16 protein-coding genes are annotated in these 15317 nt (G+C 60.6%); 7 read left to right on the forward strand and 9 right to left on the reverse strand.

Annotated elements, in window-relative coordinates; genetic code table 11:
- Nucleotides 1-9: 9 nt before the first annotated feature.
- The 3 genes from tauA to ACRAWE_RS22355 all read right to left on the reverse strand — a co-directional run bounded on the left by tauA (nt 10) and on the right by ACRAWE_RS22355 (nt 2515).
- Entirely contained in the window at nt 10-1005 is a 996-nt protein-coding gene (tauA, locus tag ACRAWE_RS22345; RefSeq protein WP_432525899.1) for a taurine ABC transporter substrate-binding protein, read from the reverse strand.
- Nucleotides 1006-1119: 114 nt separating this feature from the next.
- The gene (locus ACRAWE_RS22350; RefSeq protein ID WP_019456135.1) at nt 1120-1902 is read right to left on the reverse strand and encodes a PhzF family phenazine biosynthesis protein; all 783 of its coding nucleotides are present in this window, start codon (nt 1900-1902) and stop codon (nt 1120-1122) included.
- A 10-nt stretch (nt 1903-1912) separates the two neighbouring features.
- The gene (locus ACRAWE_RS22355) at nt 1913-2515 is read right to left on the reverse strand and encodes a LysE family translocator (protein ID WP_019456136.1); all 603 of its coding nucleotides are present in this window, start codon (nt 2513-2515) and stop codon (nt 1913-1915) included.
- A gap of 119 nt (nt 2516-2634) precedes the next feature.
- Here ACRAWE_RS22355 and ACRAWE_RS22360 point away from each other — a divergent pair, with 119 nt between their 5' ends.
- The 3 genes from ACRAWE_RS22360 (at nt 2635) to ACRAWE_RS22370 (ending at nt 4866) form a co-directional block, all read left to right on the forward strand.
- Nucleotides 2635-3615, forward strand: a complete 981-nt coding sequence (locus ACRAWE_RS22360; RefSeq protein WP_432525900.1) for a hydrolase — start codon at nt 2635-2637, stop codon at nt 3613-3615.
- The gene (locus tag ACRAWE_RS22365; protein WP_019456138.1) at nt 3612-3845 is read left to right on the forward strand and encodes a YheU family protein; all 234 of its coding nucleotides are present in this window, start codon (nt 3612-3614) and stop codon (nt 3843-3845) included. The genes ACRAWE_RS22360 and ACRAWE_RS22365 overlap by 4 nt, the downstream gene beginning before the upstream one ends.
- Before the next feature lie 151 nt (nt 3846-3996).
- Nucleotides 3997-4866, forward strand: coding sequence for a phosphoribulokinase (locus tag ACRAWE_RS22370; protein WP_004930374.1), 870 nt, complete (start codon nt 3997-3999; stop codon nt 4864-4866).
- 38 nt (nt 4867-4904) lie between these two features.
- Here ACRAWE_RS22370 and ACRAWE_RS22375 read toward each other — a convergent pair whose 3' ends face one another.
- Nucleotides 4905-5312 carry an OsmC family protein gene (locus ACRAWE_RS22375; protein ID WP_004930372.1) on the reverse strand — a complete coding sequence of 136 codons (408 nt, stop codon included), beginning with the start codon at nt 5310-5312 and terminating at the stop codon, nt 4905-4907.
- Between the two features lie 382 nt (nt 5313-5694).
- Here ACRAWE_RS22375 and crp point away from each other — a divergent pair, with 382 nt between their 5' ends.
- Together crp and ACRAWE_RS22385 are read left to right on the forward strand one after the other, a co-directional pair.
- Nucleotides 5695-6327 carry a cAMP-activated global transcriptional regulator CRP gene (gene crp, locus ACRAWE_RS22380; RefSeq protein ID WP_004090925.1) on the forward strand — a complete coding sequence of 211 codons (633 nt, stop codon included), beginning with the start codon at nt 5695-5697 and terminating at the stop codon, nt 6325-6327.
- Between the two features lie 49 nt (nt 6328-6376).
- Nucleotides 6377-8455, forward strand: coding sequence for a YccS/YhfK family putative transporter (locus tag ACRAWE_RS22385; protein WP_432525901.1), 2079 nt, complete (start codon nt 6377-6379; stop codon nt 8453-8455).
- A 40-nt stretch (nt 8456-8495) separates the two neighbouring features.
- Here ACRAWE_RS22385 and argD read toward each other — a convergent pair whose 3' ends face one another.
- From argD to ACRAWE_RS22400, 3 genes are all read right to left on the reverse strand, one after another.
- Nucleotides 8496-9713 carry a bifunctional acetylornithine/succinyldiaminopimelate transaminase gene (gene argD, locus ACRAWE_RS22390; RefSeq protein WP_063918407.1) on the reverse strand — a complete coding sequence of 406 codons (1218 nt, stop codon included), beginning with the start codon at nt 9711-9713 and terminating at the stop codon, nt 8496-8498.
- A gap of 130 nt (nt 9714-9843) precedes the next feature.
- A complete protein-coding gene (locus ACRAWE_RS22395; RefSeq protein WP_432525902.1) occupies nt 9844-10419 on the reverse strand; it encodes an aminodeoxychorismate synthase component II in 576 nt (191 codons plus the stop codon).
- Between the two features lie 72 nt (nt 10420-10491).
- Nucleotides 10492-12018 (reverse strand): helicase HerA-like domain-containing protein, encoded by a 1527-nt coding sequence (locus tag ACRAWE_RS22400; RefSeq protein ID WP_019456142.1) that lies wholly within the window; start codon nt 12016-12018, stop codon nt 10492-10494.
- A 210-nt stretch (nt 12019-12228) separates the two neighbouring features.
- Here ACRAWE_RS22400 and ACRAWE_RS22405 point away from each other — a divergent pair, with 210 nt between their 5' ends.
- Nucleotides 12229-12498 (forward strand): hypothetical protein, encoded by a 270-nt coding sequence (locus ACRAWE_RS22405; protein ID WP_004930356.1) that lies wholly within the window; start codon nt 12229-12231, stop codon nt 12496-12498.
- Between the two features lie 17 nt (nt 12499-12515).
- Nucleotides 12516-12794: a type II toxin-antitoxin system RelE/ParE family toxin gene (locus ACRAWE_RS22410; RefSeq protein ID WP_015379287.1), complete on the forward strand. Its 279-nt coding sequence runs from the start codon at nt 12516-12518 to the stop codon at nt 12792-12794.
- Here ACRAWE_RS22410 and btsR read toward each other — a convergent pair whose 3' ends face one another.
- Both btsR and ACRAWE_RS22420 read right to left on the reverse strand, forming a co-directional pair.
- Nucleotides 12795-13520 (reverse strand): two-component system response regulator BtsR, encoded by a 726-nt coding sequence (btsR, locus tag ACRAWE_RS22415; RefSeq protein ID WP_019456143.1) that lies wholly within the window; start codon nt 13518-13520, stop codon nt 12795-12797.
- Nucleotides 13520-15205, reverse strand: a complete 1686-nt coding sequence (locus tag ACRAWE_RS22420; protein WP_211129498.1) for a sensor histidine kinase — start codon at nt 15203-15205, stop codon at nt 13520-13522. Before ACRAWE_RS22420 ends, btsR begins: the two co-directional genes overlap by 1 nt.
- Between the last annotated feature and the right edge of the window lie 112 nt (nt 15206-15317).

Below are 15317 nucleotides of genomic sequence, written 5' to 3' on the forward strand. Positions count from 1 at the left end.
CCTGCTTCCTTACGACTGCGGCGCAGCCTGCACCTGTTTCACAAAACGGTCGGTCACATACGCGCTGTAGTCGCTGTCGACCTGCGGGATCTTGCCCTGCTGCTTGAGGAATTCGGCGGTATCGCGGATCGCCTTATCCACCGGCTGGCCGAGCTGGGCAACCTGATCCGCCACCGGCAGATAACAGTTCCCCTTCACCAACTCCGGCACCTGCGCTTGCGGCACGCCGCTCAGGCGCGCCAGCGTGCTGAGATGGTTCGGATCTTTCAGCCACTGTTCCGGCGCCGCCAGGTAGGCCTGTTGCGCCTGCAGCGCGCTGGCGGCAAAGGCGGTCACCACGTCGGGATGTTTCTCGGCGAAGTCCTTGCGCACCACCCACACGTCCAGCGTCGGCGAGCCCCATTCGCCTACCTGCGCGGAGTCGGTCAGCACCTTGCCCTGTTTGGCCAGTTCATTGACCACCGGCGCCCAGACGTACGCGCCGTCGATGTCGCCGCGCTGCCAGGCGGCGGCGATGGCCGGCGGCTGCAGATTGAGGATCTTCACCTGCTCAGGCTTGATGCCCCAATGTTTGAGCGAAGCCAGCAGGCTGTAATGGGTGGTGGAGATAAACGGCACCGCGATGCGCTTGCCGATCAGATCCTGCGGGCTTTTGATGTCATTCTTCACCACCAGCGCTTCGGAGCTGCCGAGCTGCGAGGCGATGAGGAACACTTCGATGGGGAGTTTTTGGCTGGCGGCCACCGCCAGTGGGCTGGAGCCGATATTGCCGATCTGCACGTCGCCGGAGGCCAGCGCGCGCAGCACGCTGGAGCCGCTGTCGAACTTACGCCAGTCGACGGTCGCGCCGGATTTTTTGGCGAAGCTGTTTTCCGCCTGCGCCACCTTGGCCGGTTCCGCCGACGTCTGATACGCCACGGTCACGTCCACCGCGTAGGCGCTGGCCGCGCTGAGCGACAACGCCAACAGCGCCGCGTTGCGTAAGGAAAAGAGTTTGCCCGCCATGTTCCGCTCCGTTGATAAAAATCTGTTCAGTTGCTGACAGTTTTATCTGAGCGATGACGGGCGATAAAAGAATAAAAAAGTCTTCTTTATTACCTTAAGTAATATTAGGGTAAATTACAGCGCGATCGTCCCGCGCAAGAACACGTGAGCATAGCCCCCAAGCAGCGTGCGGTCCCCTTGCAGTTCACAGAACAGCTCACCGCCGCGCGCCGAGATCTGCCGGGCATGCAAGCGATGGCGGCCGAGACGCGCCGTCCAGTAAGGCATCAGCGTGCAGTGTGCGGAGCCGGTGACCGGATCCTCGCCGCCGTCGAGGGTGAAATAGCGCGACACAAAGTCCACCGCGTCACCCGGCGCGGTGACGATCACCGCCCGCCCGGCCAGTGCGATCAGCGCGGGAATGTCCGGCCGCAGCGCGCGCACCTGCGCCTCGTTTTCCACCACCACCAGCAGCGCTTTCGCCTGCCACACTTCTTGCGGTTGCACGCCCAACAGCGCCGAAAGGCCCGCCGGCTCGGCGACTTTCTGCGGCGGCCGGGCGGGGAAATCAAGCACCAGCCGCTCCCGGTCCTGCGCATCGCGCTTGACGAACAGCTCGCCGCCGGCCGAACGGAAACGAATATCCTGCAGCGCCGGGTTAACCGCGCTGAACATCACATGCGCCGCCGCCAGCGTGCCGTGGCCGCAAAGATCGACCTCGCGTTCCGGGGTAAACCAGCGAATGGCGGTCATGTCGCCATCATCCCAGACAAAGCTGGTTTCCGGCAGACCGATCTCGTTGGCGATCGCCTGCAACCGCTCCGTCGGCAGCGGCTGCGTCAGCAGACAGACCCCGGCCGGGTTGCCGCGCAGCCCTTCGCCGGTAAAGGCGACCACGTGATAATAGTTTTCCGCCATCGTTCGCTCCTTAATGCCAGATCAGTAACACACAGGCTGCAGTCAACAACCCCATGGAAACGTTGAAGATAACCCAGGCTTTTTTGCTGTACAGCAGGCGGCCGATCACGGTGCCGAACGCCAGCCAGATAATGCCGGCGACGATGTTCACCGCCAAAATGCCCAGCGCAATCGCCGCAATGGAACCGTTATACCTGTCGCCCGCCAGGCTGAAACTCGCCACCGCGCCCAACGCCATCAACCAGGCTTTCGGGTTGAGGAACTGCAGCAGCCAGCCCTGATAAAGCCGCACCGGCTGCGGCGGCGCCACCTCGGTTTCCAGCTTTTCATAGGCGGCGGTGGCCACTTTCCACGCCAGCCACAGCAGGTACAGGCTGCCGAGGATTTTCAGGATCAGGTGCAGCGACGGATAGACCAGGATCAGGCTGCCGACGCCGAAGGCTACCAACAGCAAAATGCTTTGCATGCCGAGCATGATGCCGATCATCAGCCCCAGCGATCGCATAAAGCCAAAGTTCGCGCCGGAGGTGGTCAGCAGCAGGTTATTGGGGCCGGGCGTGATGGCGGCCACCCACAGGAAGCCCAGCATCGACAGGAATAAACTCGGTTCCATGGCACGGGTGCTCCTCACCCAAGGCGCTTTTTTGCAGTATCATTGTTAGTTATTGGTATTGAAGCTAACAGTGCGTCTGGGATCTCACAATAGTCGCCAACAACATTTTTACTCAACCTATGCATGACGTCTTTCGCCCCCTGACCGGGGCCAGTAACCCGCACCTGCAAACGCTGTTGCCGCGGCTGGTGCGCCGCCGCGTGTTATTGAAACCGCATTGGCAACGGCTGGAATTGCCCGACGGCGATTTCGTCGATCTCGCCTGGAGCGAGGATCCGGCGCAGGCGCGCGACAAACCGCGCGCAGTGCTGTTTCATGGCCTGGAAGGCAGCTTCTACAGCCCCTACGCGCACGGCCTGCTCAACGCCTGGCGCGAGCGCGGCTGGCTCGGCGTGGTGATGCACTTTCGCGGCTGCAGCGGCGTGCCCAACCGCAAGCAGCGCATCTACCACTCCGGTGAAACCGAAGACGCGCGCTTCTTCCTGCGCTGGCTGCGCGACAGCTACGGCGAGGTGCCGACCGCGGCAGTAGGCGTTTCGCTCGGCGGCAACATGCTGGCCTGCTATCTGGCGCAGCAAGGCGCCGACAGCCTGCTGCAGGCGGCGGTGGTGGTCTCGGCGCCGCTGATGCTGGAGCCCTGCGCCTATCGCATGGAGCAAGGCTTCTCTCGCGTTTATCAGCGCTACCTGCTGGGACAGTTGAAACAAAACGCCACCCGTAAGTTGTTGCACTACCCGGACACCCTGCCGCTCAAGCTGTCACAGCTTAGCGGCCTGCGGCGCATCCGCGAATTCGACGACGCCATCACCTCGCGCATTCACGGCTTCAGCGACGCTATCGACTATTATCGCCGCTGCAGCGCCCTGCCGCTGTTGCCGGCTGTCCAGACGCCGCTGCTGATCATCCATGCGAAGGACGATCCCTTCATGACCCATGAGGTGATCCCCGACGTCGCCGGCCTGCCGCGCAATATCGAATACCAGTTGACCGAGTACGGCGGCCACGTCGGCTTCGTCGGCGGCACGCTGAAAAAACCGCACATGTGGCTGGAGCATCGCATTCCGGCCTGGCTTTCCCCTTATCTGGACATCCCGACGTGATCATTCCCTGGCAAGAGCTGACAACCGATACCCTGAACAGCCTGATCGAATCCTTTGTGCTGCGCGAAGGCACCGATTATGGCGAGCACGAGCGCTCGCTGGAGCAGAAGGTGGAGGACGTGCGCCGCCAGCTGAAAAACGGCGACGTGGTGCTGGTGTGGTCGGAACTGCACGAGAGCGTCAACATCATGCCACGCGGCCAGTTCCGCGCCGGGCAAGAAGAAATTTAGTGGCGCTCGGTTCTATGACTGACGGAAAAAATCAGGTAACAATGGGGCATTGCAAACCAGCGCGCACCATTTTTTCCTGACATAGAGAGCGTCAACAAGAGCCACAATAATCCCCTGACGCCGGCGCATTCAACACGGAGTGACAACCACCATGTCTGCCAAACATCCCGTTATCGCGGTGACCGGTTCCAGCGGCGCCGGCACCACCACCACCAGCGTGGCGTTCCGCAAAATCTTCCAGCAGCTCAACATTCGCGCCGCCGAGCTGGAGGGCGACAGTTTCCACCGCTACACCCGGCCGGAAATGGACGCGGCGATCCGCAAGGCGCGCGATCTGGGCAGACACATCAGCTATTTCGGCCCCGAGGCCAACGACTTCGGCCTGCTGCAACAAAGCTTTATCGACTACGGCAAGAACGGCACCGGCCGTTCGCGCAAGTACCTGCACACCTACGACGAAGCGGTGCCGTACAATCAGGTGCCGGGCACCTTCACCCCGTGGGAGCCGCTGCCGGCGCCGACCGACGTGCTGTTCTACGAGGGGCTGCACGGCGGCGTGGTCACCGAGCACCATGACGTGGCCAAACATGTCGATCTGCTGGTCGGCGTGGTGCCGATCGTCAACCTGGAATGGATCCAGAAGCTGATCCGCGATACCGGCGAGCGCGGCCACTCCCGCGAAGCGGTAATGGATTCGGTGGTGCGTTCGATGGAAGACTACATCAACTACATCACGCCGCAGTTCTCGCGCACCCACATCAACTTCCAGCGCGTTCCGACGGTGGACACCTCCAACCCGTTCGCTGCCAAGGCCATTCCGTCACTGGATGAAAGCTTCGTGGTGATCCACTTCCGCGGGCTGGATCAGATAGACTTCCCCTATTTGCTGGCGATGCTGCAAGGATCGTTTATTTCGCACATCAATACGCTGGTGGTGCCGGGCGGCAAGATGGGGTTGGCGATGGAGCTGATCATGGCGCCGTTGGTGCAGCGGCTGCTGGAAGGCAAGAAGATCGAATAAGCGCATTGAGCGCGGCGGCTGGCCGCGCTCCGTCTCGATTACGCCGGCTGGCGGATCTCGAAGCTGTGGGTCACCGTGGCGGCTTTGTTGAGCATCAGCGCCACCGAGCAGTATTTCTCCGCCGACAGGTTCACCGCTCGCTCTACGATCTTGTCGGTCAGATCCTGACCGGTGACGATGAAGTGCAGGTTGATATGGGTGAACAGCCGCGGGGCTTCTTCGCGGCGCTCGGAGGTCAGCTTCACCTCACAATCGCGCACGTCATTGCGCCCTTTTTGCAGGATGGACACCACGTCGATCGCGCTGCAGCCGCCTACCGACATCAGCACCATCTCCATCGGGCTGGGCGCTTTATCGCCGGCGTTGCCGTCCATCAGTACCTGATGGCCGGAGGCCGATTCACCCAAAAACGTTAACCCTTCCACCCATTTAACTCTTGCCTGCATTCTGGTCACTCCGGTTGATTTCTTAAAATCAGAGTACGCTTTCGCATAGAAACAGGCAACGTAACCTGATGCTAATCATGCTGAAGCGAGACAACACGAGACACCCGCCTTACTCTGTGCTACAAACAGAGCCGCAATAAATCTTTCCGGGACACTGCATTTCAGGGAAACGCCCAGAGAAAGGCTCCTTTACCGGTATGTTAACAGAATGTAGCTTGCAGCGCTTACGGCAAGTTAATATGCTAGAGCGACAGCGTATTTTTATGACACGCCTCAAAACTTGCCGGTAGCCCTCGCTCATAACAGCGGCTACAGGCGGGTTTTACAGGGAACTCTGACCCCTGTGACACAAGGCAGCGATAACAACAGAGGATAACAGCGAATGGTTCTCGGCAAACCGCAAACAGACCCTACTCTCGAATGGTTCCTGTCTCATTGCCATATCCACAAATATCCATCGAAGAGTACGCTGATTCACCAAGGTGAAAAGGCCGAAACGCTTTACTACATCGTGAAAGGCTCCGTCGCGGTGCTGATCAAGGATGAAGAAGGTAAAGAGATGATCTTGTCCTACCTCAACCAGGGGGATTTCATCGGCGAGCTCGGATTGTTCGAAGAGGGCCAGGAGCGCAGCGCCTGGGTTCGCGCGAAAACCGCCTGTGAAGTGGCCGAAATTTCCTACAAGAAATTCCGCCAGCTGATCCAGGTGAACCCGGACATCCTGATGCGTCTGTCCGCCCAAATGGCGAGCCGCCTGCAGGTCACTTCCGAAAAAGTGGGCAACCTCGCCTTCCTGGACGTTACCGGCCGCATCGCGCAAACCTTGCTGAATCTGGCGAAGCAACCCGACGCCATGACTCACCCGGACGGCATGCAGATCAAAATCACCCGTCAGGAAATCGGCCAGATCGTCGGCTGCTCGCGCGAAACCGTTGGCCGTATTCTGAAAATGCTGGAAGACCAAAATCTGATTTCCGCCCACGGCAAAACCATTGTCGTCTACGGCACCCGTTAATCCCTGAAAAAACGGCGCAATCTGCGCCGTTTTTTATCTGCTCGCTGCCATGTGGCGTCGTCTGATCTACCACCCGGAAGTCAATTACGCACTGCGACAAACGCTGGTGTTGTGCTTGCCGGTGCTGTTCGGCCTGCTGATCGGCCAACTGCAGCTCGGCCTGATGTTCTCTCTGGTGCCCGCCTGCTGCAATATCGCCGGTCTCGACACGCCGCATAAGCGCTTCTTTAAACGGCTGATCGTCGGCGGTGCGCTGTTCGCCCTTAGCAGCCTGCTGCTGCAACAGACCCTGCTGTGGCATCTGCCGCTGCCGGCGCTGATGCTGGGTCTGGCGCTGTTGCTCGGCGTCACCGGCGAAATCAGCCCGCTGCACGCCCGGCTGTTGCCGGCGGCGCTGGTGGCCGCCATCTTCGCTCTCAGCATGGCTGGCACGGTACCAATCTGGCAGGCGCCGTTGTTGTACGTCATCGGCACCGCCTGGTACGGCTTATTCACCTGGTTCTGGTTCAAACTGTGGAAAGAGCAGCCGATGCGCGAGACGTTGAGCCAGCTTTATCTGGAACTGGCGGACTACTTCGAAGCCAAGTATTCGCTGCTGACCCAACACACCGACCCGCAAACCGCGCTGCCGCCGTTGCTGGTGCGCCAGCAAAAGGTGATGGATCTGATCAGCCTACTGTACCAACAGCTTAATTTCCTGCCACACGCCAACAACCTCGATCAAAAGCGCCTGCAGCGCGCCTTTCAGGTGGCGATGGACCTGCAGGAGCACATCACCGTCAGCCTGCATCTGCCGGAAGAAGTGCAGAAGCTGATGGAGCAGAGCCAGGCCGAAGCGATCATTCGCCGCAACGCCCAGGTGATCGCCGGCCGGCTGCGCGTGGTGGCGCACGATATTCTCTACCATCAACATTCGAAGCGCTTTTCCATGACGCACGAGCTGGCAGCGCTGGAAAAAATGGCGGCGCAGCATCCCGACAACCCAGTCGGCCAGTTTTGCTACTACCATTTCAGCCGCATCGCCCGCCTGCTGCGCACCCAGCACCCGCTGTACCGCCGCGATTTGATGCCCAGCCAGCACCGCCTGCCGTTTTGGCCGGCGGTGGCCAGCTACCTGTCGTTCAAATCCACCGCCCTGCGCAACGCCGCGCGGCTGGGGGTAACGCTGGCGGTCGGCAGCAGCCTGGGGGCGGTATTCAACCTGCCGAAGCCTTACTGGATCCTGCTCACCATCATGCTGGTGAGTCAAAACGGCTATAACGCCACCCGGGTGCGCATTCAGCACCGTGCGCTGGGCACGATCGCCGGCCTGTTGCTGGCGGCGGGTCTGCTGCAGCTGCAGTTGCCGGAAGGGGAAACGCTGAGCATCATGCTGGTGATCACCCTGCTGGCCTACCTGGTTTCGCGCAAGAACTACGGGCTGTCGGTGATCGGCTTTACGGTCACGGCGGTTTACACCCTGCAGCTGCTGGCGCTGAACGGCTCGCATTTTCTGGTGCCGCGCCTGATCGATACGCTGATCGGCTGCGTGCTGGCGTTCGGTGGCACCATTTGGCTGTGGCCGCAGTGGCAAAGCGGGCTGCTGCGCAAAAATGCCCATCAGGCGCTGGAGAACGATCAGGCCGCGCTGCGGCTGATGCTGAAGCAACCCGAGCCGGACGCCGCCTCGCTGGCCTACGCCCGCATGCAGGTCAACCAGGCGCACAATGCGCTGTTCACCGCGCTCAATCAGGCGATGCAGGAACCGGGATTCGCCTCGAACTATCTGGCTGACATGCGGCTGTGGGTCACTCACAGCCAGTTCATCGTCGAGCACCTGAACGCCATGACCATTCTGGCGCGCGAGCACTACATGCTGACGCCGAAGCTGGCGGAAGAGTATCTGCAAACCTGTGAAATCGCGCTGCAAAGCTGCCAGCAGCGGCTGGAATACGATGGCCCGAGCAGCGACAACAGCGGCATCATGCAGCCGCCGGACCTGCATCCGGACATGCCCGTCACCGAGATGGAGCGCCATCTGCGGCGCATCCTGTCGCACCTGAGCGTGATGCATACCATTTCGTCGCTGGCCTGGCGCCAGCGCCCGCACCACGGCATCTGGCTCAAACGCAAACTGCGCGATCAATAAGGGCGCGGCATGCCGCGCCCCGTTATTCGCCGCACGGGCTTCAGGCGTTGATCACGTCCTGCACCGCCAGCTCGAACAGCGCCATGCCGGCTTCGATATCCTGCAGCTCCACCACCAGCGACGGCGCGAAACGAATCACGTTCGGCCCGGCGTTGAGGATCATCAGCCCACGCACAGCGGCGGCGGTGAGGAAGTCACGCGCTCTGCCGTGATAATGCGGCGTCAGTTCGGCGCCAATCAGCAACCCCATACCGCGAATGGCGGTGAAAATACCGTATTTATCGCCGATATTCTGTAAAGCCTGCACATACAGCGCATGGCGCTGCTCAATGCCGCTCAACACCTCCGGCGTATTGATCACATCCAGCGCCGCCTCCGCCACCGCGCAGGCCAGCGGGTTGCCGCCGTAGGTAGTGCCGTGAGTGCCCACCTGCATCACCGACGCGATCTCTTCGGTGGTCAGCATGGCGCTGACCGGGAAACCGCCGCCCAGCGCCTTGGCGGTGGTGAGAATGTCCGGCGTCACGCCATAATGCATGTAGGCGAACAGCTTGCCGCTGCGCCCCATGCCGCTCTGCACTTCGTCGAACACCAGCAGCGCCTGATGTTGGTCGCACAGCTCGCGCACGCCTTTGAGGAAGCCGGCGTCGACCGGCGTAATGCCGCCCTCACCCTGAATCGGCTCCATCACCACCGCGCAGGTATGGTCGTCCATCACCGCTTTCACCGCCGCCAGATCGTTAAACGGCACGTGCACAATGTCGGCCGGCTTCGGCCCGAACCCGTCGGAGTATTTAGCCTGCCCGCCCACCGAAACGGTGAACAGCGTGCGGCCGTGAAACGCGTTATAGAAGGCGATGATTTTGGTTTTGTATGGGCTGTGGCGGGTGATGGCGTAATGGCGCGCCAGCTTGAACGCCGCCTCGTTGGCCTCCGCGCCGGAGTTGGCGAAGAACACCCGATCGGCGAAGGTGGCGTCGATCAGTTTACTCGCCAGACGCAGCGCCGGTTCATTGGTGAAGACGTTGCTGGTATGCCACAGGGTTTCCCCCTGACGTTTGAGCGCATCGACCAGCGCCGGGTGACAATGTCCCAGCGCCGTTACCGCGATGCCGCCGGAAAAATCGATGTACTCTTTTCCCTGCTGATCCCAGACCCGGCTGCCTTTGCCGCGCACCGGCACGAACTGGGCAGGTGCATAAACAGGCAGGATAACCTGGTCAAAGGTGCTGCGGCTCACTGCGAATTTGTCAGTCATTTTCGGCTCCACCCCGAAGGTTTTTCGGCGCTATTTCGATGTCAGATTGAAAACATAATCACGAAATATGCATAAAAAACCAATCAAGCGCAAACGCAAAACGCCTGACGGGTGAAAAAACGCGAAAGTATTAACGCTTGAGGAAATTATCCAGCAGCTGGTGGCCCTGCTCGCTGAGCACGCTTTCCGGATGGAACTGCACGCCTTCCAACGCCAAAGTGCGGTGGCGAATGCCCATGATCTCATCACGCACGCTGTCGCGCTCGCTCCAGGCGGTCACTTCAAAACAGTCCGGCAGCGTCTCGGCTTTCAGCACCAGCGAGTGGTAACGGGTCACGGTCAGCGGATCGCTCAGGCCGCGAAACACGCCGACGCCCAGGTGACGAATGGCCGAGGTTTTGCCGTGCATCACCGCACGGGCGCGCACCACCTCGGCGCCGAACGCCTGCCCCAGCGCCTGATGCCCCAGGCACACGCCGAGGATCGGCAGCTTGCCGGCGAAATGTCGAATGGCGGCCAGCGAGATACCCGCTTCGTTCGGGGTACAGGGGCCAGGGGAAATCACCAGATGCTGCGGCGCCAGCCGCTCGATATCGGCCAGCTGCAGCTCATCGTTGCGCTTCACCAGCACCTCGGCGCCCAATTCGCAGAAGTACTGGTAAAGGTTATAGGTAAAGGAGTCGTAGTTATCGATCAGCAGCAGCATGTTAGGTCCGGCAGAGAAAAACGCCGCCACAGTTTACTGATTTAACACGCCGCTGCCGACGATAATTTCCGCTTACTTTTTACGGCCGCCGGTGATCGACCCCAGCACGCCGCGCAGGATCTGGCGGCCGAGATCGCGCGCCATGCTCTTGGCGGCGGTCTGGACGATGCCGTCGCGCTTGCCGCCGCGCGGGCCGGTGGAACCGAACAGCAGCTCGTTCAGGCCGTCCATCAGGCCGCCGCCCGCCTGCTGTTGTTGCTGTTGCGCCTGCGGTTGCTGCCCCTGCTGCGGGGTGCCGACGGTGGCAAAGCCACCCGACGACAGCTTCTCGTAGGCGGACTCGCGATCGATCATATCCTCATAGCGGCCATACAGCGGCGACTTGTTGATTGCGCTGTTCAGCCCTTCCGCGCCAAGCATGCCCATCTTGGATTCCGGCGCGATCACCATCGCCCGCTCCACCACGTTCGGGCGGCCCTTCTCGTCGAGGAACGACACCAGCGCTTCGCCCACGCCCAGCTCGGTGATCGCCGTTTCGGCATCGAAGGCCGGGTTGGCGCGCAGGGTTTGCGCCGCCGTCTTCACCGCTTTCTGATCGCGCGGGGTAAAGGCGCGCAAAGCATGCTGTACGCGGTTACCCAATTGGCCCAATACGCTGTCCGGAATGTCCAGCGGGTTCTGGGTGACGAAGTAAATGCCGACGCCTTTGGAGCGGATCAGGCGCACCACCTGTTCGATCTTGGTCAGCAGCGCCGCCGGCGCGTCGTTGAACAGCAAGTGCGCTTCATCGAAGAAGAACACCAGCTTCGGCTGTTCGGGATCACCCACTTCCGGCAGGTGTTCAAACAGCTCGGCCAGCAGCCATAGCAGGAACACCGAATACAGCTTCGGCTGATTGATCAGCTTGTCCGCCGCCAGCAGGTTGATCACGCCGTGACCGTTGGCGTCGGTTTTCATCAGATCGTTGATGTCCAGCATCGGCTCGCCGAAGAACTGGTTGGCACCCTGTTCTTCCAGCGTCAGTAATCCACGCTGGATGGCGCCGATCGACGCGGTAGAGATATTGCCGTACTGGGTCTGGAATTGTTTGGCGTTATCGCCGACGAACTGCACCATGGCACGCAGGTCTTTCATATCCAGCAGCAGCAGCGCATTGTCATCGGCGATTTTGAACACCAGCTGCAGCACGCCGCTTTGCACCTCGTTCAGATCCAGCAGGCGCCCCAGCAGCAACGGCCCGAGATCGGAAATCGTGGCGCGGATCGGGTGGCCTTTTTCACCGTAAATATCCCACGGGATAATGGTGCAGGCCTGCGGTTGCCAGTCGGTAACGCCGATCGCCGCCAGACGCGCCTGCAGTTTTTCGGAAGGCACGCCCTCGGCGCCGATGCCGGACAGATCGCCCTTCACATCCGACAGGAACACCGGCACGCCGATGCGTGAGAACTGTTCGGCCATTTTCTGCAGCGTCACCGTCTTGCCGGTGCCGGTTGCCCCGGTGATCAAGCCGTGGCGGTTGGCCAACGCCGGCAAAATCACCAGATCCTGTTCCGGTTTTCCGTCTTTCATCGCTTTGGCGATAATCCGTGGTTCACTCATTTTCTGTTCCTTTGACGCTGACGCGGCGCGAAACGCGCCTGTGGATGCAATAAAGCTATAAGCGCCGCGTAACCCCGTCAAGGACAAACAAAATGAGCGCCGTCGGGGCCTGATGAATTCAGATTGCGCTTAACGTCAGAGCGTCTTTGCTTGAACAATAAAGCACCAGTGCTATAGTGAGCATTACGCTGTATATACGAGGTAAATACCATGTCTGAATCTACCGTGGTAATCCGCGTGGATGACGAGTTAAAAACCGCTTTCGCCAGCGCGGCAAAGGCCGCCGATCGCACGGCTTCGCAACTGTTGCGCGATTTCATGCGCGAGTTTGTCAGCCGCCAGGCGCAGCAGGAAGAGTACGACCAGTGGTTAAAGGAAAAGGTCGAGGTGAGCCGCAAGGCGTTGCGTGAAGGCAAGTTCGCCGACGATGAAGAGGTGGCCGCTTATTTCGCCGAACGCAGAGCTAAATCAACGCAATAAAACACAAAAGGACTTTTGTGAAACTGACATGGACGGTACCCGCCATCGCCGATCGTCTGGCGATTTATGAATGGTTGGAACTTAAAAATCCGGCCGCCGCCGCAGAAAATGATGCAAAAATCGCTGACGCGGCGGCACGCCTCGTGCATCATCCCACCAGCGGGAAAACGGGTCGGATAGCCGGCACGCGCGAGCTGGTCATCTCCCCGTCCTATCTGCTGGTCTATGAATTGGCGGCTCAACGCGTCATCATATTGGCCATCGTGCATACTCGCCGCCGGTGGCCGCCGGCATAGTCACCCCCGCAGCCCCAGTTGTTCCTTCAGCGCCTTCAAATAGCGCCGGCTGACCGGAACCGGATCGCCGGCCGACATGATCATCTCCGCCGCGCCGCCCTCTTCGAAGCGGATCTCGCGCACCTGCTCCAGATTGACCAGATACTGCCGATGGCAGCGCACCAGCGGGGTGCGGCTTTCCAGCGTGCGCAGCGTCAATTCGGTGAAACACTCCATGCCGTCGCTACGCACCACAAATACCCCGCTCAGTTTGGAACGGATCGCCAGCACCTCGTCGAACCGCAGCAGATAGATGCGGCTGTGGCCGGTACAGGGAATGTATTTCAGGTAACCGGCGCTCTCATCCAGCACCGCCACGTCCTGCGGCGCACTACGCTGCCGCAGGCGTTGCAGCGTTTTGCTCAACCGCTTCGGCTCCGCCGGCTTCAGCAGATAGTCGAAGGCATGCTCCTCGAACGCCTGCACCGCGTATTCGTCGTAGGCGGTCAGAAACACGATGTGCGGCATGCGATTGGGATCCAGCATGCCGACCATTTCCAGCCCGCTGATGCGCGGCATTTGGATATCGAGAAACACCACGTCCGGCTGCAGCCGGTGGATCTGGCTGATGGCTTCGATGGCGTTGGCGCATTCGCCGATAATCGCAATCTCCGCCTCGGCCTCCAGCAGATGGCGCAGGTTGTCGCGCGCGGAAGGTTCATCGTCAACAATCAGTGCGTTTAACATCAGGCGGCCCTCTCCATGGGAACATTGAGCGTAATGCGGGTGTAGGCGTCCGGCCGGCAATCCACCCGTACGCCATAGCCCTCGCCGTAGCGCACGCGAATGCGCTTATCCACCAGGTTCATCCCCAGCCCGCTGCAGTTCGGTTTCGGCTGGAACAGCCCGGCGTTGTCCGTCACCTGCAGCAGCAGATGCTCACCCTCACAGCAGGCACCGATTTCGATGCGTCCCACGCCCAACAGGTGCGAGGTGCCGTGCTTGATGGCGTTCTCGACGATCGGTTGCAGCGAGAACGCCGGCAGCCGCACCGCCAACAGCGCCTCCGGCAGCGATACCGCGATCTCCAGCCGATCGGCGAAGCGCGCTTTCTCGATCTGCAGATAGGCGTTCACATGTTCAATCTCGTCCGCCAGGCTGACTTCGTCATCCGAGCGTTTGAGGTTTTTGCGAAAGAACGTCGAGAGGGACTGCACCAGCTCGCAGGCGCGCTCGCCGTCGCGACGGATCACCGCCACCAGGGTATTCAGCGCATTAAACAGGAAATGCGGGTTGACCTGCGCATGCAGCAGCTTGATCTCCGACTGAGCCAGCAGCTGCTTGTGGCGCTCGTACTGTCCGGCCATGATCTGCGCCGACAGCAGGCTGGCGATACCTTCGCCCAGCGTCCGGTTGATGGTGCTGAACAGCTGGCTTTTCGGTTCATACAGCTTGATGGTACCGATGACCCGCTGGTTTTCGCCGCGCAGCGGGATCACCAGCGTCGATCCCAGTTTGCAGGCCGGATTGATCGAGCAGCAGTAAGAGAGCTGATTACCGTCGGCATAGACCACCTCGTTGTTGTCGATGGCGCGATGCGAATGCACCGAGGCGATCGGCGTGCCCGGCAGGTGGTGATCGTCGCCGATGCCGATGAACGCCAGCAGCTTGTCGCGATCGGTGATCGCCACCGCGCCGATGCCCAGCTCCTGATAAATCACCCGGGCGACCTTCATGCTGTTTTCCTGATCGAACCCCTGCCGTAGAATGCCCTCGGTGCGCTCGGCGATCTTCAACGCCTTGGACGAAAAGGCGCTGGTGTACTTCTCGAACATGGCGCGCCTGTCCAGCAGGATTTGCATAAACATCGCCGCGCCGACGGTATTGGCGATCATCATCGGCAGCGCGATGTGTTCCACCAGCTGCAACGCCTCGTCGTAAGGGCGTGCCACCGCCAGAATGATCGCCATCTGCAGCACCTCCGCCACCAGCGCCACGCCGCCGACGAACATCGGGTTGAACAGCAGCTCGATGCGCCCGCGGCGCATGGCGATGCTGTGTACGATGCCGCCGACCAGACCTTCCGACACCGTGGAGATCGCACAGGCCACGTCGGTCATGCCGCCGAGCGTATAGCGATGCAGACCGCCGGTCAGCCCGACCAGAAAGCCCACCGACGGCCCGCCCAGCAGCCCGCCCAGAACCGCGCCTATCGCACGAGTGTTGGCGATCGAATCCTGAATGTGCAGCCCAAAATAGGTGCCCATGATGCAGAACACCGAGAAGATCACATAGCACAGCAGCTTGTGCGGCAGGCGAATGGTCACCTGCATCAGCGGGATGAACAGCGGGGTTTTGCTCAGCAGATAGGCGATAACGAGATAGACGCACATCTGCTGCAACAGCAACAGCACCTGGTTAAATTCATACATGGCAGCAACTCATCCAGAGACAACAAAGGGCGAACGCCGGATTTCCGGTCTGGTTATTGTCTGCCGATTAGAGCATGAGGCGCGGGAGAAAACAGTGATGAAGGCAAGGCTT

Origin of the sequence: Serratia sp. BFP-2025, from assembly GCF_050880365.1 — a bacterium.
GTDB classification, from domain to species: Bacteria; Pseudomonadota; Gammaproteobacteria; order Enterobacterales; family Enterobacteriaceae; genus Serratia; species Serratia surfactantfaciens.